Origin of the sequence: Nocardia sp. NBC_01009 (assembly GCF_045208035.1) — a bacterium.
Taxonomy (GTDB): Bacteria; Actinomycetota; Actinomycetes; order Mycobacteriales; family Mycobacteriaceae; genus Nocardia.
Genome location: NZ_CP108695.1, coordinates 4,747,953 through 4,764,024 on the forward strand (window position 1 = coordinate 4,747,953; position 16,072 = coordinate 4,764,024).

The window sequence follows — 16,072 nt, forward strand, 5'->3', positions numbered from 1 at the left end:
GCTCACTCCCGGGGGCGCTGACTACCGAGCGAGGTCGTTTTCACCGCACCGTCGGTAGCTACCGAGAGTCGCCAATAGCCACCTGCCGGATCCTTGAGCACGATCCCGCTTCCTGGATGATCGGAAAGCCATGCACCACTGGATAGGACGGCGGAGCGCACGGCTCCGTCGGCGGTCTGGGCCTGGAAGATATCGGTGTCGCCGCGCCCGGCTCTGCCGACGATCGTTCCGGTGAACCGAGGCGAATGCACACTGTTGCGGCCCATCACATGCCAGGCGTCCGGGAACATCGCCGGACTGAGTTCATCGGTGGAACTGGAGATGAGGTTGATGGCGGTGCCCTCGGGGCAGCCTGCGGGATCAATGCGCAGCTCGATCGGCGGCTTGTCGAGGTCGGCGTCGAACTGCACATTGGCGAGATAGGGCTGACGGCAGTAGACCAGGTCGACACCGACGGAGCGGGCGGCGACCTTGCAGTTGGTCATGCCGAATTGGGCGGGTCCGCCGCGACCACGCTGGCCGATCGACAGCGCGATGTCCGCGCCCTCGAACCAGACATTGGTCAGCCACCAGTCATTGGCCGCGCCATCGATGGCGATGTGCTTGTCGGTGGTGTGCGGGTCGTTGTCGGAGACGAATTCGACGTTCGTCATGGCAAGTCCGGCATTGTGGTCGCTGCCGGTGCCGAGCACCCCGATGTAGTTGCTGGTGAGCTTGGAGGAGGTGACGTAGTTCTGGATGCACGACGTGACGATGCCGACGCCGAAGTTGTTGATATCGCAGTTGATGAATGCGGTACCGCCGGTGTTGTGGTCGAGGACGACACCGCGCTGCTCCAGAAAGCGTGGATGGTTGTCGCTGAGATGGTTGCCGCGGATCACCACGGCGTCGAACGAACAGCGGAAACATTCCGAGAGCACGACGGCGGTGGAGCGTGGCCCCGTCATGAAGATGCCGAGGCGGGCGAACCGGATCCGATTGCGCTTGCGGAGGTTGATCAAGGTGGTGTCCGCATCGCAGACCACAACCGACACGTCCGCGCCGTCGCCGAGGACCGTTGCGTAGTCAGACATTTCCGGCCACGACTGCACCAGGTAGTGCCCGGCGGGCAGGTAGAGCACCAGCGGCGTGCCGCCGACCGCGGCCGCCGCGGCGAATGCGGCGGTGTCGTCGGCGACGCCGTCACCGACCGCACCGAAGTCACGGACATTGCGCGCCGCGGGTGCGTCGGTGACGTTGGGCGAGCGGAAAGGGTTACCAGGGGGATCGGACGAGGCACACGCCGCGAGTGGGAGCGCGGCGGCGGCGCCCAGCGATGCTGCGAGCAGTCGTCGTCGACCGACGGCGTCCTCGGGCATCCTTACGGCCTCCCCATCAGTCGCTGCAGGCGGCTGCTCGGAACGCTGTGGGCGACAACACCGGTGAGCGCGGTGTCGCCGAAGGTGGCGAGCGCACCACGCACCTGTGCGCTGGAGGTGCTGCCGAGCTGGACCACGGCGAGGGTCTGGTCGAACAGTGCGGCCAGTGCGATGGCATCGGCGGCGTCGGTGATCGGGGCCACCTGCACAATGACGTGATCGAAGTCGGTGCGCAGTTTGGCAATGACGGCCGAGAACCGATCGGAGGCCAGCAGATCGGAGGTCTGTGGGTCGGCGTCGCCGAGCGGCAGCACCGAGACACCGGTCTGCTGCCACCAGGTCACCGATTCCGGAACCTGTGCCGAGCCGCGCAGCACGCGAGCCAATCCGGGGGACTGGTCCGATGTATAGGGCTGCAGGCGCCCCGCGTTCGACGTGTCGGCATCGACGAGCACCACGTGACGGCCGGTGTCGGCGAACGATTTCGCCAGCGCCATGGTGACGTCCGATTCCGACTTGGTCGTGAGACTGGTCAGCATGATTGCGGCCGCATCGCCATTGCGCAGCAGTCGGGTCCGCAGCCTTCGGGTTTCGTCTTCGGCGCCAGGACGGCCGGCATCGATGATGCTGAGGATCGGCACCGCAAGCACGGCCTCGAGTTCGTTGGACGTGCGCAACCTGCGGTCGGTGCGGTCGCGAACGAACGCGGCCAGGCAGCCGAGGCCGAGGCCGGCGAGCAGGCCGAGCACGAGCAGCCGCGTCGTCTGCGGACCGGTCGGACCGGTGGGCAGCTCGGCACGATCGATCACTTCGACACGGGCCGCGGGCGCCGCGCCTACCTCGATCGTTTCGAGTTCACCGATGAGGCGCCGGAATTGGGCGACCACGCCGTTGGCGATATCGCGCGCCCGCGTCGGGGTGCTGTCGGTGACCGCGATGTTGATCATGGTGGTCGCGGGCGGCGAGGTGGCGGCGATCTTGCCCTGGAGATCATCGATGGACATCTTGAGGCCGAGATCATCGATGGTGCGTTTGGCCAGTGTGGCGCTGTTGGCGAGATCGACGTAGGAGCGCACGCGCTGCTGCGCGGCCAGGCCGCCCTGGTAGGAATCGTTCACCGAGGTTCCGGTGGCCATCGTGACATACATGCTGCTGGAAGCCACATAGGTGGTCGGCAGGCTTTGCGCGTATCCCACCGACGCGAGGACACACAACAGCAGCACGCTGGCAATGATCAGCCAGCGCCTGCGCGCGATATGCCAGTAGTCGATCAAACCCATTGCCCGGATCCTCTTTTCCCGATGAATACTGGTGTTGCTTGCGGCGGGGACAGCGGTAACGGCCCGGGCCGGGCCCGCCGCCGATACTCTTTGACCGCCAGATAGATGAACCATGCGAGCACGGCGGACTGCACAAACTTGCCCAGTGCCTCCATGCTGCCCAGGATTCCGCGCTCGAACAGCGAGGAGGCGCCGGTCATGGCAAGGCCGAGCACCACAATCGGGAAGTAGCGGGAGTACAGCGATTTGGCCCATGCCAGCAGCAGCCCGAAGGTGAAGGCGACCGAGACCACCACACCGGCGTAGCCGCCGAGGACATAGCCCTCATTGACGTTGCCCTCGGCCAGCGACACCGAGACCCGCGTCATGTCCACCGAGGCGCCGCGAACGTCGTTGGCCCATGCGGTGCCGGACTGGAACTTCTCCGTGCCGAGCAACTGAGCCGGAATCAGGGTCAGGGTGGCGTGCCGGATCACCTCGTCGGGCGCCACCCAGAAACCGGGCCCGTGAAAGTAGGCGTCGGTGGCGGCCTCGAGCAGGTCGAAGCGGCGCAGGATACTGAGGAACGGCTGTACCATGGGGGGGTAGCTCGAATTCGTCAGTGCCGATTCGCTTTTGGCGAATTCCGTGGACTTGAACGACTGCAGCCAGCCGAAGCCGCCGATGCCGAGGACCGCGATCACCATCACACCGACGGCCTTGCCTTTGGTCCAGCCGACGAGCGCGAAGCGGACAGCCACCGCAAGCGCGGCGCCGAGGATCGGGGTCTTGGACTCGGTGGCCACGGTCCACCCGAGCTCCATGACCAGCAGCCCACCCAGCATCAGTACCGTCGTCAGCGGCCGCGCGGGCCTGGCGAAGATGATCAATCCGAGCGCGGCGATGGTGCCGAGAATGGCGACGAAGTTGAGAATCGGGTTCGCGCTGTCGACATCACCGGCATGGCCGGTGGCGCCTGCGGCGATGGTCGCGCCGCGCCCGAGGACGCCGACGACATAGATGGCCACCAGCGCCGGGATGAAGTCCGGGTCGGCGACGATCGCAGGCTCGCGCGCGACACCCAGCATCGAGGACCGCCGACGCGACCAGATCGCGTACCCGACGATGAGTACCGCGTACACCCACATGCCGAACACGACGTGGTGCAGAACCAGCGCGATGCTGTCGTCGTAACCGTATTCGGCCAGCCGCGGATCGGGCACGTTGTCGCCGTAGTGCGGATCCGGTTGTACCACCAGCAGCACGACAGGTCGCGCGATATACGACAGCGACCAAAAGGCGGCCTGCGCGATCACGAATACCCGTGCGACACCGGGGACCCATGCGGCAGCCACCACGAGGGTGGCCAGCGCGCAGGCGATCAGCACGAGCTCGGCGTAGGCACTCACGACTGTGACTCGTCGGTACCGTGCGCCGTGTTACCTGGAAACACGGTGTTGCCCGCAACTGCAATCTCACTCGCGGGCTTTGCGACCGTCGGTTGCTCGAGCGAGGCGATGATTTCGCGGGCGCGATCGACATAGCGATGGCCGCCGTCGACGATCCTCCGGTACCCGGCCTCGGCGACCGCGGCCGCCTGCTCCGGGTGCGCCGCGCACCACCGGACGATCTCGTGCAGCTCCGCCGCTTCGGTGAACAGGAAGCATTCGACGGTGTCGCGCAGTAGCTCGGCGTGCTCGTCGGTGCGTTGGCCGACGAAAAGGCCACCCGCTGCGGGCACTTCGAACGTGCGGCAGGTGTGAGTGTCGCGGTTGTCCGAGTTGAGCAGCACCAGATTGGCGGTGATATCGGCGATCACCGCCGAATAGTGCTGTCCGTACACCGGGCCGGCCACCACCGCGCGAGTGGTGCGCAATTCCGGGACCCGACGCCAGCCGGGTCCGCGGACTAGCATCCGATCGCCGTAGGTCCGGGCGAGCGCGACCATGTCATCGCGCCGGTCGGGGCGGCACACGCCGATGAAGCCGAGCAGGAATTGCCGGGCGCCGCGTCGCGCGGCCGGATGGTGCCAAGCCGGGTCGTAGGCGCTGCGCACGAAAGTCGCCGCGCGGGCGCCACGGTCGCGCAGCTCGGCCACATTGTGCTGCTTGGTGGTGACGATCATGTCCCATTCGGATTCGTGCGCGAGATACTCGGGACTGATGTTCTCGGGGTTGGCGACGTCGTCGGGGCTGTAGTGCACGTGCAGCCGGGCCGGGGTGTCCAGCAGTCGCCGCTGGTCGAGGTGTACGGATTTGAAGGCGAACAACAGGTCGGGCCGGAAATCGGCGGCGGCGTGCTCGATGTCGGCGTGTACCTGCTCCACAGCCCACGGCGCGCGCCGGTGCGTTGCCTTGGCGTAGAGCCACGGCGGTGACAACCGCGTGGGCAGGGTGACCGGCGTGGAGTCGATCACGACGACCTCGTGCCCGGCCTGCCGGAATCCGTCGGCCAGCGAGCGGGCATTGCTGCCGACCCAATCGTCGCCGACATACAGGATCCTCACGAGCGTCTCTCCTCACGCATGAGCACGACCGCGGGACCGGCGGCCGACAGTGCGCGCTCGCGGCCGATGAGGGTGCGCACGCGCGCGAGATACCAGAACGCGACCGTCCATTCGACGATCACGCTGCCGTAGACCAGCGTCCACACCGAGTGTGTGCGGAAGGCGATGACCAACGCGACGGCCGCAACGCAGGTCCCGAGGATCGCACCGATCAGCACGCCGGTGGTGTCCTGGCGCACCGGAAGCACAGCGGTGGTGATGAACGAGGTGATGGTGGTGGCGGGCAGCATGAAGACCTCGACGCGCAACAGCCCGACCGCCGAGGCGAACTCGTCGCCGAAGACCAGATGGATCATCGCGGGAGCGGCCAGCCACACGGCAACCACGGCGAGGCAGGCCAGACACACGCAGGCCGAGAGGGCCTGCAGGGCGCGGCGCCAGAACCCGGCTTCGGCGCTGCGCTTGGCCATCCGCGGCAGCAGCGCGAAACCGATGGGGTCGAGGGTTGATTGGATGGCGCGCACCAGCCGATCGCCCGCGGAGTACAGACCGAGGGATACCGCATCCAGCACCGCCGCGTACACCGCGGCGGCGCCCTGGCCGTAGGTGGTGACCAGCAGACGTGAGGCGAAAACCGGTGCACCCGTGCGCAGCACCTCGCGGAAATGCCGTGGCCGCGCGGGCGGCCCGAACGATCGCAGCGAGTCCCACCAGGTCAGCACCACGGTGGGAATGGACGAGACGAGCAGGCACAGCATCGCGATCTCCGCGCTGGGAATCCGCGGCAGCACCACGACCAGTAGCACGAGATAGCCCACCCGGCCGACCGCTTGATAGCCGGTGGACGCGCCGAATCTGCCCTGCCCGATCAACAGCCAGTCTTCGGAGACCGACCAGAATCCGCCGGCAAAAAGCCCCAGCAGGAGCATTTCCACTTGGTCCGAAGCGCCCGCGGCCAGGCTCAGCAGTAGGGCGGCGCCGATGAGACCGAGGATCGCGGAGCGGATGGCGAGGTAGTCCCCGCGCAATTGGTTGATGTTCGCGATGCGATCGCGGTCGTGGGAATCGTGGACGCGCGCAGCCAGGAAGGAGGTGATGCCGAGATCGACGAGCAGCGATCCGATGAAGTACGACGACATGCCGATGGCTAGCAGGCCGAGACCGTGCGCCCCGAGCACCCTCGCGATCAGCGGCACCGTCACCAAGGTGATGACGTACTGCCCGTACTTACCGAAGGTGACAAGGCCGATGTCACGCAGCACCGCGACAATGCCCTGCGAGCGGTGCGCACCGCCGCCGTTGCGGCCGCGGCCGCCGTCGTATTTGCGGTGGGCGCCGCCGGTGGTCGATGGTGGCCGTTGGTCGGGCGGCGGGGGGTGGCCTGCGGCATATTTGCGCTCAGACATGCGGGTTCCGTTCGACACGCGGAGTCCGTTCGTCCGGATTCCGGTGTCCTACAGCGTCAGTGCGGGTGAGGGTGTCGAGGAAGTCGGCGACAGTGTGCGCCGAGGCCGCGATATCGAAGTGCTCCGCGCGGACTCGGCCCGCGGCCGACAAGCGGGTGCGCAGTGCGCGATCCGCGATGAGCGTGTCCAGCGCGTCGGTGAGCTGCCTTTCGTCACCGCCGTCCACGAGTAGTCCGCTGACGCCGTGCTCGACTATCTCCGCCGGGCCGCCCGGACCTGCGGCGATGACCGCGCAGCCGGCGTGCATGCCCTCCACCACGACCTGCCCGAACGGCTCGGGCAGTACCGAGCAGTGCACCAGGATGTCGGCGTCGTGCAGGTGGGGGTTCGGGTCGTCGACGTGCCCGGTGAAGGTCACCGGCAGCGTGAGATCGCGCGCGAGCTGTTCCAATTCGGCACGGTAGGGCTCTTCGTCGAAGAAGGTGCCACCGATCAGAAAGATCCGGTGCGGGCGCACTGTCGCGGCGGCGGCGGCGCGGAGCAGGACATCCTGGCCTTTCCACGGACTGAGTCGGCCGACGACGGCGACCACGGTTTCCTCGGGTACGCGCTGGTCGGCGCGGTGCGCGGCGGCGTCGGCGTGCAATTCGACGCCGGGGTAGGCGACGATCGCGGGGCGACGACCGGTGCGCAGTGTCGCCAATGTTGTTTTGCTATTGGCGATGTAGCCGCGCGCGATCAGTCGCCCCAGGGTTTGCAGGACGAGGGTGGGTACCCGGCCGAAGTAGTCGACGGCGATGCGGTCGTGCACCTGCCAGACGAGCGGAATGCCCGCGCGGCGCGCGGCGACTGCTCCCATCACCAGCGCTTTGCTGCTCTCGGCGACCAGCACCTCGGTGTGTAGGCGTTTCGCGGTGGCGCCGATCGCCCAGCCGAGACGCAGCAGGGCGAGGAACCCGGCGAGCAGTCGGACGGGGCCGGATCCGATGGTCATGGCGCGACTGTCGAATCCACTTCGCTGCACGTGGGTCTCGATCCCGCGCGCCCGCATGTGCTCGACCATCGGTCCATCCTCCGTGAATATCGCCGTGACCTCGGCGCGCCCGAGCTCCCGCAGCGCGGACAACAGCCGCAGTGTGGCGAGTTCGGCACCGGACGGTGCGGCGGTATGCGCGAGGAAGAGGGCTTTGGTCATTGCCTTAATTCCTCGTACATCGTCAAATGTCGCGCCGCTGTGACATCCCATGAGAAAGTTTCTGCGTGCGAGCGGCATTCGGCGGGGGAGGGTATGCTGCCGCGCAGCGCGGCGGAGATTCGGTCCCCGAGTGCGTCGGTGTCACCGGCGCGCACGATGAGTGAAGGGTCGAGCCCACGTACCGAATCCGGGAGTCCGCCACAGTCGGTGACGATGGGCGCGCGGCCTGCCGCGAGCGATTCCAACGCGATCAGGCCGAATCCTTCCAGGGCGATGGTGGGGACGACGGTCAGTTCGGCCTGCTCGTAGAGCTCGGTGAGTCGCGTGTCGTCGATATGCCCGGCGAAGACTATAGATTCGGCGGCCTTGCTGTCCATCGCGGCGGCCTGAGCGCGCAATTCCTGCTCCGCCGTGCCGGTTCCGACGAGGACGAGACGGGCGTCGGGATGCTGGTCGAGGACGCCCGGCCAGCAGCGCAGCAGATTGGCGATGCCCATGCGGCGTTCCAGTCTGCGCACGCAAAGGACGGTGCGCCCGGCGGAGGCTGTCGCCGGGATCGGTGTCGCACGGAAGCGGCTGAGATCGACACCGGGAGCGATCACCTCGATCCGCTCGGCAGGCACCCGATAGTCGTTGGCGAGCACGTCACGGAAGTAGTTGGACAGCACGACGAATCGGTCGGCTCCGGCGTAGCGCAGGCGCTCGACCAGGTATTTCGCCTTTGCGCCCAGTTCGCTCTGACCGGTGAGCCTGCTCTCGGCCGCCCACGGACCGTGGAAGTGCACGACCAGCGGGACCCGTCCGCGCCGATCGATCGCGACGGGTCCGTACAGGCAGAAATGCCGGTCGAGCACCGTTGCTCGACGCAATTCGGTGCGGTCCAGAAACGCTGTGCGCGCCCGATGCAGGGTGGATCCGCCGAGCGGTCCCCAGGATCGGGCGCCCGGCAGGCCTGGGGCGGAGTCCGTGGACACCGCACCGAAGGCGGCGGCGGACACCTCGACATTCGGCTGTCGGGTGAGTGCGTCGAACAGGTCGGTGAAGTACCGATTCAGTCCACCCGGCGCCGCTGCGAACCACTCGGACCCGGTCATATGTACGCGGAGCGGCCCGGTCGATGCCGTCACCGTTGCCCCCTGTTGCTGGTGATCTTGATGCGAGCCCTCCTACCGAACTCGCTTCCCGCGCAACAGTCTAAGTGACATCCGGCATTTCGGGCTCCCGAGGAAGATCGACCAGTAGCTGGAACAGTCTTTTTCAACTCCGGGCTACCGGCCGCGTCCGGTGCGGCCCGGCGACCTGCGAGTCGACATCACAGTGGGGCGGGGGTGTTTGCCGGGATCTAACCAAGGTCGAAAAGGTTCGGTTGGCCTGCTCGATATCGTGCCGCATCCAATTGGCGCAGCGGCTCGAAAGCCGGTATCGAGTCGCGAGTGAACAGCCGGGCACGCGGCGCGCTCGAACCTGCCGCCTCCAGCAGTGCGTTGACGGCGGTACGGCCTGCCTCGTCGGCCCCCTCCATGGTGGCCAGGTCGAAATTCGTCTGCACGTAGTCGGCGGCAAGGAAGAGATTCGGAATCCGTGTGTGCGCGGTGGGTCGATCGGCCCAGGACCCGATCGTATTGACCAGCAGCGGTTCGTCATTGTGGTTCTGCCCGTCGGCCCAGGTGATGCCGGGGTCGAGCAACCACTCGCGCACGATGCCCTCCTTCAATTGAATCCTGCCGTCATCGTTGAGCGCCGCGGTCATCTGCGCCCAGGTCTCCTGGTAGATCTCCGCGCGCGTGCACTGCTTGGCGGTTTTCCCGAAGAGGATGCCGGGGGTATCCCAGTCGGCGATGTCGATGGTCAGACCGTCGACGATGCTGCCGTCGCCGTACTTCGCGGCGTAGTCGACATCCCAGAACGCGCGCTGGGTATAGGAGGTCAGCCGCCACGGCGCATCGAGGTAGATGTTGTATCCCGCGCCGAGTTCCAGCTTCTCGCTGACGAACATCTGCATGCCGTTCATCCAGTCGACACGGAGCGCGTCCATCCGGCCCAGAGCCGGGTCGAGGGTGCGGATCTCGGGCGACCACAGGCGGCGGGCCCGGTCGGTCGGCATCGCGCAGACATACCAATCCGCCTCGAAGACCTGGATCGAACCGTCCGGGCGCTGGATGCGGGCGCCGCCGATCCGGTCGTCGTCCACCACGAAGCCCTGCAGTGCGTGGCCGGGGTGGAACTGCACGCCCATATTGCGGAGCAGGGAGATCCACGGGTCGAGCCAAGCCTCGTTGGTCGGACCGTTGAGCACCTCGTATACCTTCGGGCCGCCAGTCAGCTCCTGCATCAGCGCGATGAAGAAGCCCTCCATCATGTTGCCCATCGTCCTGGTGCTCGCCACGTACTCCTTGGCGGCGACTAGTGCACGGGTGAGGCCGGTCGCCGCAAGTGCCTGGAACTGGGCCGAACGGGTGCCCGCACCGACGAAGTCCCACCAGCTGACGTGCTCCCACTGCCCGAAGCGGCGTTCCTCGCTGGAGGTGAGATAGGTGATCACCCGCCCGGCCATGTACATCGCCTCCGGCGGCGGGATGAGGTTGTTCTTCATGAACACCTCGACGAGGACGCGCTGCATCCCTTCCGCCGTGAGCGCCTGGCGCGGATCGAAATAGAACCCGAACATCAGGGGGAAGCCGTCGGGGAGATTGTTCGCGCGCGGGTAGCGCGGGTCGTTCACCGAGAACGGAATCAGATTGTCGTAGACGGTTTTGCCGGTGCCGGGCACCGGAATGCGGCGCATCGTGTCGTGCACGTGGTGATAGAACGAGGTGAAGCCGCGGGCGCCGTGTTCACCCGGCAGCGGCGCCCGGCCGTCCACGCCGGTGCCGGGCAGCGGGATGGTGCGCGACTTGCCGCCGAGTTCTTTGCGGTCGAAGACGGTCACCTCGAATCCGCGTTCGGCCAGTTCGTGGGCGGCGGTGAGCCCGCCGATCCCCGCGCCGAGCACCGCGACGGTGTTGCGTGCGGGACCGTTTCGCCTGCGGGGCGCCCGGGCGGCGACCGGTCCCGCGGTCATTCCCGTCGTTGCCGCCAGACCCGCGGTTCCCGCCGCCGCGGCGGCTCCGCGCAGCAACGAGCGTCTGCTGAAGCCCGAGTCCTGCGGGCGATGTGTCGATGAACCCCGAGTTGTCATGAAGACCCTGCCTAGTTCTGACTATCCTGATCGTCATATTTAGCAGATGGTCGCCGCGGATGGGAGACAATGCAGGCATGACAACGACGTTGGCGCGGATGTCGTGAGTGAGCGCGGCGAGCGAACGGCAGATGCGACCGCCCCACGACAGCGGCGGCCGGTCCGCTCCTATGGCGGCGTCGACGCGGAAGCCCGGGTTGCCGCCCGGCGCGGCAAGCTGCTGGATGCAGGGCTCGAGCTGTTCGGCACCCGCGGGTATTCGGCGACCGGCGTCAAGGACCTGTGCCGTGCGGCCGGCCTGACCGACCGATACTTCTACGAGTCGTTCGCCGGGACGCGCGAGCTGTTCGCGGCGGTCTTCGACCACGTCATCGACGAGTTGTTCGCCGCCGTGGCGCGTGCGGTGGAGGCGACGCCGCCTCAGGGGACACGCAAACTCCGGGCGGGCATCGGCACGTATCTCACAGCGCTGGCGCAGGATCCGCGCAAACTTCGCATCGTGTTCGTCGAGCCGACCGCAGCGGGGGCGGAGCATCGCCTGCACGATGCATTATGGCGCTTCGCGCGATTGGTCGCGGCCACCGCCACCGAGGCGCGGCCGGAAGATTATCCGCCGGCACCGATCGTCGATATTTTCGCGTTGTCGGTGGTCGGCATGCTGGAGCGGGTCATCGTGGAGAAACAAGGCGGTCGTTTGGCGGTGCCGATGGACAATCTCATCGACTATTGCACCGCCTTTGCCGGGGCGTCGCTGCGGGCCGTCCATTCGGGCGAAATCGATAAGCGCACAAAGGATTAGGGAACGAAACCTACCGGAAGGGTTGGTCGCAAGTCTGGCCGACATCTCTCGGGTGCGGTAGATTTCACAACGAGTTCGTGCCGGGCACGAACCGACCCGCGGGGGACTGGCGGGAGGAAATCACAGTGGGGACCGAGCATTCGGTTGCAGATCATTCCGACATCGACCAACAAGAGATTCGAGTACTTGTCGAGAACGGCGAGTATTGGCTACGTAATCGCGGCGATATCGCCATGATGACCGTCACCATCGAGCGGATACGGGAACGCTGGCCGCATGCGCGCATCGGCGTGCTGACCCATCAACCCGCCGTGCTTCAAGCAATGCTGCCGGAGGCGGAACCGATTTGTGGACCCGAGTGGTGCTGGGGATCGGACAGTTGGCAGGGACGGCTGTCGCGAACCGCGGGCACGAGACTGATCGGACCTGCGGCACTGCGGTGGCGCGCCGCGACCGACGGGCCGAAGGATCGGCTGAGGGCCCTGCGTTCCAGCGCATGTCTGCGCCGGTACCACGACGAGTCGGATGCCGAAGCGGCCGGCGCCGAGTTTCCTGTCGAGATCCCAGCCGCCGTCGCCCAGGCGTCGCTGGTCATCGCCCTCGGCGGCGGCTACATGACCGATGTGGATCGCTACCAGGCCAATCGCACCCTCAACCTGCTCGAACGCGCTCATGCGTTGGGCATTCCGACCGCGATGGTCGGGCAGGGCATGGGGCCGCTGCGGGATCCGCTGCTGCAGCGCCGTGCCACGCAGGTGTTGCCGGGCGCCGATTTCATCGCGCTGCGGGAACCGCGCCGCGGCCCGGAACTGCTGAGCGGGTTCGGCGTGGAGTCCGAGCGGGTCATGATCACCGGTGACGACGCGGTCGAGTTCGGCTATCGGTTGCGCGGCGCACGGATCGGGACCGATATCGGGCTGTGCCTGCGGGTGGCCGATTATTCGAAGGTCAGTGCGGCCGCCCAGGCGACGCTCGGTGGGGTGGTCCGGGACCAGGCCGTAGAGCTCGATGCCGGTGTGGTGCCACTGATCATCTCCGAATACGCCTCGGAGGATCGACTCGCGACCTTGCCGCTGCTGGCCGGGGCGGCGCGGACGGCGGCACCGGTCGGGCGTGGCGGCACCGCGCACGATGTGGCACGTCAGGTCGCGCGTTGCAGGCTGCTTGTAACAAGTGCCTACCATCTAGCGGTATTCGCACTGTCGCAAGGCATTCCTGCGGTCGGAATTACCGCCTCGGAGTACTACGACGACAAGTTTCACGGCCTGGCCCAAATGTTCGGCACCGGGCTGCAGGTGGTACATCTGAACGATGCGGAGCTCGAGGACAATCTCGGCCGCGCGATCCGGGAGGTATGGGACGATGCGCCGGCTGTCCGGGATTCGTTGCGGCAGAAGGCCGTCGATCAGATCGACGCCAGCCGGGCCGGCCTGGAGCGAGTGTTCCGGTTGGTGGAGAGCGGCCCAGTGCGCCGCGCGATCGTTTAGGGGGTACCTGTCATGACAACGCTGTCGGTATGTGTTCCGGCCTACAACTCGGCGCGCACCCTCGCGACGACGCTGCGCTCGGTGCTGGAACAGGATGTGGATTTCGAGCTCGTCGTCCTCGACAACGCGAGCACCGACGCCACCGCCGAGATCGCGCACTCCTTCGACGACCCGCGCATCCGGGTGCTCCGCAATGATTCCGTGCTGCCGATCGGCGACAACTGGAACACCGTGATCCGGGCCTCGACCGGAAAGCTCGTGAAGGTGGTCTGCGCCGATGACGTGCTGCGACCCGGCGCGCTGACCGCACAGTTGACGGTGATGGCCGACGAGTCGATCGCCATCTGTGCCAGCCGGTTCGAGGTGATCGACGAGGCGGGCGAGGTGCTGGAAACCGATCTCGGTTTGGCCGGGTTGGAGGGCAGGCAGCCGGCCCGTGCGCTGGCACGCACGATCGTGCGCCTCGGGCCCGCCGATTTCGGTCCGACCGCGGCGGCGATGTTCCATCGCGAGCATTTCGATCGGGTCGGCGGGCTGCGCGGCGACCTGGTGTTCCCGATGGATGTCGACCTGTTCGCGCGGGTGTCGTCGTTCGGGGTGTTCTACGGAATGCCCGAAATCACCGCCGCGTGGCGGAATTCATCGTTCAACCTGTGCAGCAGCACCTCGACGGTCAGCAAGCTCACCGATATGCTCCGCTTCCACCACCGTCTCGCTGGCGACTACCCGGAGTTGGTGAAGCGTGCCGACGTGCTGGCCGGCGACACCCGGCTGGCGAAGGCGGCGCTGCAGCGGTTGCGGATCCGTACCGTCGCGACGGTACGGCACCGTCCAGATCTGCTCTGAACGGCCCGCACTCGGCTCTGCACGCCCCTCGACGACGAACGTGGTGCCCCGGCCGGGACACCACGTTCGGTCTTTCCGGGATCAGATGGTCCAGAGCCTGCCGTAGGTGATCACTGTGTCGCCGCTGGAACTGACCACCCGGACGAACGGACGGATGTTGGTCGGGCCGAGGACACCGGTGACAGTGCCGTGGAAACCGGACATCCGGATGAATCCTGCAGAACCGGAGACGTCGCCGCCTGCGCATTCGACCGTCTGGATGCCGGGGCCGAAACCGACCTCGAGCTGAATGCCGCCGCGCGGGATCAGGTCGTTGAGCCTCAGCAACGCGCCTTCGGTGCCGCCGAGATCTAGTCCGAGACTCGGTGACGACCACTCGAATCGCAATTTTCCATTGAGGGTGGCTGGGAATCCGACCATATAGCCGACGGTGATGTGGCCGGTCCAGTCCTCCGCGTCCGGGCCGGAGATCTGGAATGCCGCCTCACCGTTGTGAAACCACTCGCGGGTCAACGGGTTTCCGTCCAGCGGTGCCACGAAATCGATGCGAGTATCGGATTGGATTGCCTCGACCATACGGTCGCTGTGGTCGACGACTTGATTGGTGCTGTCGATGGCGGCCGCTGCGGTGCCGTTCGCGAAGATCAGGCCCGACGCGACGACCGAGGCCATGGCAAAAATGCGCAGACTCCGGCTACGGAACGGTGCTGTTTCCCTCATCAGATTATCCCCTTAGATTCCCCTCGCACTGCCGAGCGCTGCCGCGCTCGACGCCCGACCCCCCCGGCTCATGGGGGCGACAAGCCCTTCAATCGTCCAGGGTGGGCTGGTGGTGGTAAATAGAACTAGTCATGTCAACTACGTCGGGTTGATTCAGCAACAATCTGGTTTCGGCACAGCGAATTCAATGCAATATTTCACCATCCCTCCGAGGGTCCCGCCGGGTCGTCGAGCACCCAACGTCCTTCCAGCTCCGGGAACTCGGCTCGAACCTCGGGCAGCAGGTCCCGCAGTGTCAGCAGCACCGAATCCGGTCGGGCCGAGACGAGTTCGGCGGGGGAGATGATCGGAATATCGGTGCCGGGCATCCGGCGTCCGTGTTTGGCGGGCGAGGCGTCGGCTACCGCCGCGACGAGTCCGCGGTGCAGGCCGGCCAGGCTGAACAGCGCCACCGCGCGGGAGGCGGCGCCGTAGGCGTACACGCGTTGTCCGCGTGCGGTGGTCGCTTCCAACCATGCCCGCAACATTTCGGCATGCTGGTCGGTCGTGTGTTGGAGCCTCCGTAGGGCGGCAACGTCGGTGTGTTCCGCCTCCGCGGCCAGTACGGCCTGCACCGCTCGATCGGGCTCGACCGCGCCGTGTACTGCACCGACCAGTACGGTTCCGCCGTAGAGGTCGAATTCCCACGCCGTCGCTACGCTCATGCCTGCCGACGTCAGCAATCGGCCGAGTGCGGCCAGCGAATAGTAAGCAAAGTGTCCGTGCCTCAGCGCGTTCCACTGACCCGCCGAGACGATGGTGGCCAGCGAGTGGTATTGGATCAGCAGCAGCCCGTCCGGCGCGGTGGCGGCGGCACGTTCCTCGACAGCCGTGGCCTGATCGGGTTCGTGCATGATGCCGAAGCAGTCGAGCACGATGTCGGCAGACTCCGCGCTGGTGCGGAATCCGCGTTCGGCGAGCAGCGGTAGCCAGGTGCCGCCGTGCGGGCTGCCGAACTCGCGCACCGTGGTCCCGCGCAGCAGACCCGCCTGCGCGACCCGGGCGATCGCATCGGCGGCCTGATCGCGCAGCGCCTGCGGTTCCACGCCACGCGGCTCCTCGGTGCGTGTGTCGTCGTCGGCCAGCTGCGCGAGCCCACACGCCTCGCACATATCCATGCGGAGCGGATGCGCGTCTTCCTCGACCCCGATCGCCGCGTCGGCGCTGGGGAAGTAGTCGGCGGCGGGCACGGCGCCGAGATCGAGCACCGTTGTCAGCCGGTCGCTTCCGCAACCGCGGCAAGGGCTACCGTCGGCGTTCACGACAGCCACAGTCGTGA

The 16,072-nt window shown here is 66.8% G+C and carries 13 protein-coding genes; 3 read left to right on the forward strand and 10 right to left on the reverse strand.

Going from position 1 to position 16,072, the window contains the following annotated elements:
- Positions 1 to 2 precede the first annotated feature (2 nt).
- From OHA42_RS21265 to OHA42_RS21300, 8 genes are all read right to left on the reverse strand, one after another.
- The gene (locus OHA42_RS21265; RefSeq protein ID WP_406229641.1) at positions 3 to 1,358 is read right to left on the reverse strand and encodes a glycosyl hydrolase family 28-related protein; all 1,356 of its coding nucleotides are present in this window, start codon (positions 1,356 to 1,358) and stop codon (positions 3 to 5) included.
- 2 nt (positions 1,359 to 1,360) lie between these two features.
- Complete coding sequence (locus tag OHA42_RS21270; RefSeq protein WP_406229642.1) at positions 1,361 to 2,638, reverse strand: protein tyrosine kinase; 1,278 nt, start codon at positions 2,636 to 2,638, stop codon at positions 1,361 to 1,363.
- Positions 2,629 to 4,026 carry a hypothetical protein gene (locus tag OHA42_RS21275; protein WP_406229643.1) on the reverse strand — a complete coding sequence of 466 codons (1,398 nt, stop codon included), beginning with the start codon at positions 4,024 to 4,026 and terminating at the stop codon, positions 2,629 to 2,631. Before OHA42_RS21275 ends, OHA42_RS21270 begins: the two co-directional genes overlap by 10 nt.
- Positions 4,023 to 5,123: a glycosyltransferase gene (locus OHA42_RS21280; protein ID WP_406229644.1), complete on the reverse strand. Its 1,101-nt coding sequence runs from the start codon at positions 5,121 to 5,123 to the stop codon at positions 4,023 to 4,025. Before OHA42_RS21280 ends, OHA42_RS21275 begins: the two co-directional genes overlap by 4 nt.
- Positions 5,120 to 6,529 (reverse strand): lipopolysaccharide biosynthesis protein, encoded by a 1,410-nt coding sequence (locus OHA42_RS21285; RefSeq protein WP_406229645.1) that lies wholly within the window; start codon positions 6,527 to 6,529, stop codon positions 5,120 to 5,122. The genes OHA42_RS21280 and OHA42_RS21285 overlap by 4 nt, the downstream gene beginning before the upstream one ends.
- A complete protein-coding gene (locus tag OHA42_RS21290; RefSeq protein WP_406229646.1) occupies positions 6,522 to 7,724 on the reverse strand; it encodes a glycosyltransferase family 4 protein in 1,203 nt (400 codons plus the stop codon). The genes OHA42_RS21285 and OHA42_RS21290 overlap by 8 nt, the downstream gene beginning before the upstream one ends.
- Positions 7,721 to 8,818: a glycosyltransferase family 4 protein gene (locus OHA42_RS21295; RefSeq protein ID WP_406239501.1), complete on the reverse strand. Its 1,098-nt coding sequence runs from the start codon at positions 8,816 to 8,818 to the stop codon at positions 7,721 to 7,723. The genes OHA42_RS21290 and OHA42_RS21295 overlap by 4 nt, the downstream gene beginning before the upstream one ends.
- 248 nt (positions 8,819 to 9,066) lie before the next feature.
- Positions 9,067 to 10,902 (reverse strand): FAD-dependent oxidoreductase, encoded by a 1,836-nt coding sequence (locus tag OHA42_RS21300; RefSeq protein WP_406229647.1) that lies wholly within the window; start codon positions 10,900 to 10,902, stop codon positions 9,067 to 9,069.
- A gap of 103 nt (positions 10,903 to 11,005) precedes the next feature.
- Here OHA42_RS21300 and OHA42_RS21305 point away from each other — a divergent pair, with 103 nt between their 5' ends.
- The 3 genes from OHA42_RS21305 (at position 11,006) to OHA42_RS21315 (ending at position 14,034) form a co-directional block, all read left to right on the forward strand.
- Positions 11,006 to 11,701: a TetR/AcrR family transcriptional regulator gene (locus OHA42_RS21305; RefSeq protein WP_406229648.1), complete on the forward strand. Its 696-nt coding sequence runs from the start codon at positions 11,006 to 11,008 to the stop codon at positions 11,699 to 11,701.
- Positions 11,702 to 11,826: 125 nt separating this feature from the next.
- Positions 11,827 to 13,188, forward strand: a complete 1,362-nt coding sequence (locus tag OHA42_RS21310; RefSeq protein WP_406229649.1) for a polysaccharide pyruvyl transferase family protein — start codon at positions 11,827 to 11,829, stop codon at positions 13,186 to 13,188.
- Positions 13,189 to 13,200: 12 nt separating this feature from the next.
- The gene (locus OHA42_RS21315; protein WP_406229650.1) at positions 13,201 to 14,034 is read left to right on the forward strand and encodes a glycosyltransferase family 2 protein; all 834 of its coding nucleotides are present in this window, start codon (positions 13,201 to 13,203) and stop codon (positions 14,032 to 14,034) included.
- An 81-nt stretch (positions 14,035 to 14,115) separates the two neighbouring features.
- On the opposite strand, the gene OHA42_RS21320 is transcribed toward OHA42_RS21315, so the two are convergent.
- Entirely contained in the window at positions 14,116 to 14,754 is a 639-nt protein-coding gene (locus OHA42_RS21320) for an MspA family porin (protein ID WP_406229651.1), read from the reverse strand.
- 197 nt (positions 14,755 to 14,951) lie between these two features.
- Positions 14,952 to 16,055 (reverse strand): class I SAM-dependent methyltransferase, encoded by a 1,104-nt coding sequence (locus tag OHA42_RS21325; protein WP_406229652.1) that lies wholly within the window; start codon positions 16,053 to 16,055, stop codon positions 14,952 to 14,954.
- Positions 16,056 to 16,072 lie beyond the last annotated feature (17 nt).

Excerpts from the sequence above, each read along its gene's own strand:
- OHA42_RS21315 (WP_406229650.1), top strand. The coding sequence starts at position 13,201 with ATGACAACGCTGTCGGTATGTGTTCCGGCCTACAACTCGGCGCGCACC.
- OHA42_RS21290 (WP_406229646.1), bottom strand. The coding sequence starts at position 7,724 with ATGACCAAAGCCCTCTTCCTCGCGCATACCGCCGCACCGTCCGGTGCC.
- OHA42_RS21300 (WP_406229647.1), bottom strand. The coding sequence starts at position 10,902 with ATGACAACTCGGGGTTCATCGACACATCGCCCGCAGGACTCGGGCTTC.
- OHA42_RS21270 (WP_406229642.1), bottom strand. The coding sequence starts at position 2,638 with ATGGGTTTGATCGACTACTGGCATATCGCGCGCAGGCGCTGGCTGATC.
- OHA42_RS21320 (WP_406229651.1), bottom strand. The coding sequence starts at position 14,754 with ATGAGGGAAACAGCACCGTTCCGTAGCCGGAGTCTGCGCATTTTTGCC.
- OHA42_RS21285 (WP_406229645.1), bottom strand. The coding sequence starts at position 6,529 with ATGTCTGAGCGCAAATATGCCGCAGGCCACCCCCCGCCGCCCGACCAA.
- OHA42_RS21265 (WP_406229641.1), bottom strand. The coding sequence starts at position 1,358 with ATGCCCGAGGACGCCGTCGGTCGACGACGACTGCTCGCAGCATCGCTG.
- OHA42_RS21295 (WP_406239501.1), bottom strand. The coding sequence starts at position 8,818 with ATGACCGGGTCCGAGTGGTTCGCAGCGGCGCCGGGTGGACTGAATCGG.